The sequence below is a fragment of the Yoonia sp. genome (genome assembly GCF_042093035.1).
Taxonomy (GTDB): Bacteria; Pseudomonadota; Alphaproteobacteria; order Rhodobacterales; family Rhodobacteraceae; genus Yoonia.
Genome location: NZ_JBELFI010000132.1, coordinates 1 through 6,278, shown reverse-complemented (window position 1 = coordinate 6,278; position 6,278 = coordinate 1). Strand labels below are relative to the sequence as shown.

5 protein-coding genes are annotated in these 6,278 nt (G+C 57.4%); 1 reads left to right on the top strand and 4 read right to left on the bottom strand.

Annotation, left to right across the window (positions count from 1 at the left end):
- Window positions 1-101: 101 nt before the first annotated feature.
- Complete coding sequence (gene lpxB, locus ACFDSS_RS12975) at window positions 102-1,217, top strand: lipid-A-disaccharide synthase (protein ID WP_375256154.1); 1,116 nt, start codon at window positions 102-104, stop codon at window positions 1,215-1,217.
- On the opposite strand, the gene ACFDSS_RS12970 is transcribed toward lpxB, so the two are convergent.
- From ACFDSS_RS12970 to guaA, 4 genes are all read right to left on the bottom strand, one after another.
- Complete coding sequence (locus ACFDSS_RS12970; RefSeq protein WP_375256153.1) at window positions 1,179-2,102, bottom strand: DMT family transporter; 924 nt, start codon at window positions 2,100-2,102, stop codon at window positions 1,179-1,181. The genes lpxB and ACFDSS_RS12970 overlap by 39 nt on opposite strands.
- A gap of 114 nt (window positions 2,103-2,216) precedes the next feature.
- Window positions 2,217-3,389, bottom strand: coding sequence for an OmpP1/FadL family transporter (locus ACFDSS_RS12965; RefSeq protein WP_375256152.1), 1,173 nt, complete (start codon window positions 3,387-3,389; stop codon window positions 2,217-2,219).
- Window positions 3,390-3,526: 137 nt separating this feature from the next.
- Window positions 3,527-4,396 (bottom strand): DMT family transporter, encoded by an 870-nt coding sequence (locus ACFDSS_RS12960; RefSeq protein WP_375256151.1) that lies wholly within the window; start codon window positions 4,394-4,396, stop codon window positions 3,527-3,529.
- 58 nt (window positions 4,397-4,454) lie between these two features.
- Window positions 4,455-6,014, bottom strand: coding sequence for a glutamine-hydrolyzing GMP synthase (guaA, locus tag ACFDSS_RS12955; RefSeq protein ID WP_375256150.1), 1,560 nt, complete (start codon window positions 6,012-6,014; stop codon window positions 4,455-4,457).
- Between the last annotated feature and the right edge of the window lie 264 nt (window positions 6,015-6,278).

The following is a 6,278-nucleotide window of genomic DNA, read 5'->3' as shown; positions in this document are numbered from 1 at the left end:
GTGATTGAGGCGGGTGGCGTCATGGTCCTCGATCTGCCGCGCGTTCTGGCAGTCTTGGACGCGGCGGGGATGTTCTTTTGGGTGCGCCCGAAGGGGGGCATATGAGGGTTTTCATCATCGCAGGTGAAGCCTCTGGCGACAAGCTCGGGGGTGCGTTGATGACCGGGCTCAACAGTTTGCGCGACGACGTGGACTATGATGGCGTCGGCGGTCCGCTGATGCAGGCGCAAGGCTTGCAGAGCCGCTTTGCGATGGATGAGTTGAGCGTGATGGGGTTGGCCGAAATTCTGCCGAAATACCGCAGCCTAAAGGCGCGGATCCGCGAAATGGCTGAGGCTGTCATCACGACGAAACCGGACGTGCTGATTACCATCGATAGCCCCGATTTCTGCTTGCGCGTGGCGCGGCTCGTGAAGGCTGCAAGTGATATTCACACGGTGCATTATGTGGCACCAACCGTCTGGGCGTGGCGGCCCGGCCGGGCTGCGAAAATGGCGGGGCATATCGATCATGTTCTGGCACTTTTCCCGTTTGAGCCGCCCCTGATGCAAGCCGCTGGCATGGCGTGTGATTTTGTGGGCCATCCTGTCGTGGCCGAGCCGGTTGCCAGTCAAGAGGACGCTGACGCGTTGGGTGGGGGGCGGGTTGTCCTGATCCTGCCGGGCAGCAGGCGGGGGGAGGTGTCGCGCCTGATCGATCGCTTTGGTGCGGCGGCAGCGCGGATCGTGCAAGATGTGCCAAACGCGCGGTTTGTGATCCCAACAACGGCGAACGTACATGAATTGGTGACAACGCGTACGGCGGCGTGGTCCGTGCCAGTCACCGTATTGCCGGCCGGATCAGCCCAGAAAGCGGCGTGGTTCAAACGCGCTGATGTCGCGCTGGCGGCCTCCGGGACCGTCTCTTTGGAGCTGGCCGCCAGTGGCACCCCAATGGTGATTGCCTATGATATGGCATGGCTCAGCCGGATCGTGATTGGCCGGATGCTCTTGGTTGATACGGTAACACTGGTCAATCTGGTCAGCGATACGCGCACGGTGCCAGAGTTCATTGGCGCAAACTGCCAAGCCGGTCCGATCGCCGAGGCCGTCTTGCAGGTCATGGCTGACCCAACGGCGCAAAGGGCGGCGATGGCGTTGACGATGAAACGGCTGGGGCAGGGCGGCGACCCACCGGGTTTACGGGCGGCCCGCGCGGTGCTTGCGCGTTTGCCATAAGCGCCCGTCGAGGATCACAAGCCCAAGCGCAAGCAGTACAAAACCGGCGTAGGCTTGCATGGGCAGTGCCTCTGCCAGCACGATGGCGCCCAGAATGATGGCTGTGGGTGCCACCAGCAAGGTGGACAGCATCAGATGACCGCTGCCCGCCATGGCCAGGATCCGGTAGTAGAGTATGTAGGCGATTGCAGTGGCAACAACAGCGTAATAGCCGATGGCTGCCCATGTGCGCGGCTGCAAACTAAGGCTCAGCGGCCCTTCGAAAACGTAAGCCATTGGAATGGTGATGATACTGGCTCCTGTCAGCATCCCTGCCGCAGCAACCGCCGGATTGAGATGGCCAAGCGTTTTGCGCGCCCAAACACCAGCCATGGCATAGCTGATCGTCCCGCCGATTATCGCCAACTGACCAAGTGAACGGATATCGAAACCTTTGACTGCCTCGATGCCGCTCACGACCGACACACCAACAAAGCCGACCGTGACACCGACTGCCTTTCGCCCCGTGAGCCTCTCATCTGCAAGAAAGATCGCAGCAGCAAGGACGCCAAATATAGCAGTGGAGGCATTCAGGATCGCGGTCAGGCCGCTTTCGATATGCAGTTGGCCCCAGGCCATCAGGCTGAAAGGGATGACATTATTCAAAAGCCCCATCACCAGAAAGGCCAGCCAGACGCGCCAGCCCCTTGGCCACGCCAACCGGCGGATCAAAACGAAGCCCCAAAGGATCAGCATTGCCCAGCCCGTGCGATGTGCGACTGTGGTGAGCGGGCCGATTTCGTCCAGCGCAATGCGAATTGACAGGAATGATGCCCCCCAAATGAAAGAGAGCGTCACCAGGGCGAACCAGGCGCGCGGGGAGATGGTTTTTTGCAGCGGTGCCATGGGCCGGAGATGATCTTTTCGCGGTAGGTTCGGCAACCCGTTTCATGCGCATGGCTGGAAAAAACCCCGCCTGAAGAAGCGGGGCTTTTGTTTTCGGGTTTCGTGCATGTTGGGTTAGAAGCTGAAGCCGACGTTCATGCCAAAGCCAAGAGCGGAGTTGTCAGAGAAAACCACATTGGTGCTGTCTTTTGCATCGCCCAATAGCGCATATTCGACCCCGGCCGTGATTTTCATGTTGTCAACAGTGTAACTGCCGCCCACCCCGTAGCTGACGGAGCCGTCCGTCGGTGACAAACGTGATGAGACGCCGCCGTCGCTTTTTTCATATGTGACGCGACCGAAGGCAGAAAATGCGTCGTTGATGCGGCGACCGACACCGATGCGGTAGGTCATGACATCATTGTCGATCCCGGTGACCTCTTGTCCGGTCAGCGCTAAGTATTCAGCGGGGCGCACTTCCCAAACAGACCATTCCGTCCATTTGATGGTGCCAAAGACCAGCGTGTCTGCCGCGACACCGGATTGAAAATCCAGAGCGATGGATTGTGGTAGCTGAATATCGGTTGTGCTTTGCGCGTCATTGACGCCAATCCCAACGAGTGTTTCGCTCGTGTCGAAATCATGGGTAACACCGCTTTCATAGGTCAGTGCGACCCGCAGTGCGATTTCAGGGCGTTCATAAGCTGCGCCAATAACATAGCCCACCTGCATATTGCTTTCAGTTTCGGCGTTGTATTCCAACCCGGACGTTGGATTGTTCGCCAATATGGTACCGGCTGCGGTGGACCCAGCCAAAGCAGCACCCTGAAGACGAAGCCGCACCAGACTATCCGGGAGGGTGATTTTCGCCTGCGATTGAATTCCCCGAAGTCCGCCGTAAACAGATATCCCAGGTGCTGCCTGATATTTTGCTAACGCGGTGATTTGCGTCGTGTCCCACGTGGCCTGCAGCCCGTCGTAGAAGCCAGCCCCATATAAGGCGTCCGCGCCGAAGGGGCTGTTGTAGAAAAGTGCAAGGTCAAGCTTGTCGTTGACCGCGTATTTCAGTGCAATCCCGGCTGAGGCATAGCTTTCAGCCATATTCCCGGTGGAGCCTGTTCCAAGCGATGGCACGCTTTCGTCATAGGAGCCGCTGACGTCCGGCTTTGCTGCCGAGAATGACAACTGCACGTAGTTGCCGTCTTCAAATAAAACGGAATACGGGTTTCCCGATCGATCCAAACCGCCCGCCTGCGCGAGCGACGATGTCAGCAGGAGCGCTGCTCCTGCCGTGATTGCATTTTTCATGTCTCGTCCCTGTCATGATGAAATAGTGTGCGCGGACCCTAGTTACTGCCTAACCATTGGGTCAATTAATGACGCCACGTCATAATTCTTGGCGCGTCGTAGCGTCACAAAAATGCAATAGAATTTCACGGACGCCGTTAACGCGCGCTTTGGCGCCGCATCGCACAAGTGATGTTGAGGTAGTTCGCCGCAAAAATGAGACCGGCACCGACAAAGACCAAAAGCTCCAGTGGTTCATTGTACAAGAACATGCCGACCAAAGCGATTGTCGGTAGTCGTACAAAATCTATTGGCATCACGACGCTTGCAGGGGCGATGCGCAGCGCATTGGTCAGGCAGAAATGCGCCAGCAATCCTGCGCAACCAATTGCAATTACCCAAGGGAGGGCCGCTAGGGATGGCACGGCGATATCACCATCAAATCCCGCAAACACAAGCCCAAAGACCGCCTGCATGGTGGTGAGGTAGAACAAGATCGTCGTAATCGTTTCTGTCTGTGTCAATTTGCGTGTCAAGATCGCGGTGAGCGCAAAAAAGACAGCACAGGCCGCAGCCGCCAATAGCCCCACGCTGATATTCGCCGGATCAGGGCGCGCGACGATCAGAATACCGAGAAATCCGATGCCTGCACTCAAGAGCCCGATACCCGTAAGACGCTCTTTGAGGATCAGCGGCGACAGAAGGATGACCCAAACCGGGGTTGTGAATTCAAGCGCAAAGACCTGTGCCAGAGGGATCAGGGTGATGGCGTAAAACCACAGGTTCTGTCCGGCAAAGTGGAAAATATTGCGGGTGGCATGCAATCCCAGACGATCACGCCCGATCTGCCGCCACGTGCCTGCGTAATAGGCAACACCAACCACAATGACGATCCCGGTGAGACTGCGAAACAACATGATCTCGAATGTATCAAGTTCATTGCTCACAGTGCGACCGGCGACCGCCATCAAGGTAAAGGAGGTGATCGCACCAATCATCCAGAAGGCGGCTTTGACTGTCGGGCTCATCGGGCCAGTTGCGACGCAGTCGCGCCGCTTTGCAAGCCCCATTGCCCCAGGTCTGCGCCTATTCCCACTCAATCGTTCCCGGCGGCTTGCTGGTGATATCATAGGTCACGCGATTGATGCCGGGGATTTCGTTGATGATCCGCGTGGCGGTCTCACCCAGAAATTCATGGCTGAAAGGATAATAATCCGCTGTCATGCCATCGACGGATGTGACCGCGCGTAAGGCACAGGCGAAGTCATATGTCCGGCCATCGCCCATCACGCCAACAGTACGCACCGGCAGGATCGCAACGAAGGCCTGCCAGATATCATCGTAGAGCCCGTGCTTGCGGATTTGGTCGATATAGACCGCATCGGCCTTGCGCAAAATCTCAAGCTTCTCACGGGTGATTTCGCCGGGGCAGCGGATTGCCAGTCCTGGACCGGGGAAGGGGTGGCGGCCAATGAAGGATTTTGGCAGGCCGAGCTCGACGCCTAGGGCGCGCACTTCGTCCTTGAACAATTCGCGCAGCGGCTCCACCAGTTTCAGACCCATCTTCTCAGGCAGGCCGCCAACATTGTGGTGCGACTTGATCGTGACGGACGGCCCGCCTGAAAAGCTCACACTTTCAATGACGTCAGGATAAAGCGTGCCTTGCGCAAGGAAAGCCGCACCCTCAATGCCATTGGCGTATTTCTGGAACACATCGATGAACAAGCGGCCGATGATCTTGCGCTTGGTTTCAGGGTCGCTGACACCGTCAAGTTCGCCCAAGAACAATTCGCTCTCATCTGCGTGGATCACGTGCAGGTTCATATTGTCGCGGAACATGCCCACGACTTCTTCGGCCTCTTTCAACCGCAACAGGCCGTGATCGACGAAAACGCAGGTGAGCTGGTCACCAATCGCTTCATGGAGCAGCGCGGCGGCCACAGACGAATCAACACCGCCCGACAGCGCGCAAATGACATGGGCATCGCCAACTTGATCCTTGATTGCGGAAATTGCCTGTTCGCGGTAGGCACCCATGGTCCAATCGCCTGAAAAACCGGCGAGGCGCACGAAGTTTTCATACAGTTTGGAGCCGTTGGGTGTGTGATGGACTTCGGGGTGGAATTGCACGGCATAAAAGTTGCGCGCAACATCTGCGGTGATCGCAAACGGTGCATTTGGCGAGGTGCCATAAACCGCAAATCCCGGTGCGATTTCAGAGACATGGTCGCCATGGCTCATCCAGACTTGTTCTTTGTCTGCGGCAAACCAACCATCGAGCAGAGACAGCTTTCCTTCCGGTGTTACATAGGCGCGGCCAAACTCGGATGTGCCTTCGCCGCTGACGACTTTGCCGCCAAGCTGCGTCATCATGGTTTGCTGGCCGTAGCAGATGCCCAAAACCGGAACGCCCATGTCAAAAAGCGACTGTGGCGCGCGGGGCGATCCTTCGCGGGTCACACTGTCGGGGCCGCCTGACAAAATGACCGCCTTTGGCGCAAATTCGGTCAAAAAGTCATCGTTGACGTTCTGATAGGGGTGGATCTCGCAGTAGACACTCAATTCGCGCAGCCGGCGCGCGATCAATTGGGTCACTTGAGAGCCGAAATCGATAATAAGCAGGCGTTCGTGTGTCGTGTTTTCCATGGCGCTTCGGTACTGCGACTGTCGGTCCAACGCAAGTCTTTGCGCGTGCTATGTCGTTTTCCAATCTCAGGGGCCGCAAAACCACTCACGTGGGTTGGACGGGCAGGGTATCCATGCGCTCAACACGCAGCCTTTGATGGAGACGTTTGATGTCAGATGCACAAGCCAGAACAGGACGCAGAGGTCGCGGTGGCGGCGGTGCTGCGCCAAATGGTGGTGGTGTTGAAGCTGCGGCGAATTCTGCTGGCTGTGGTGATGGATGTT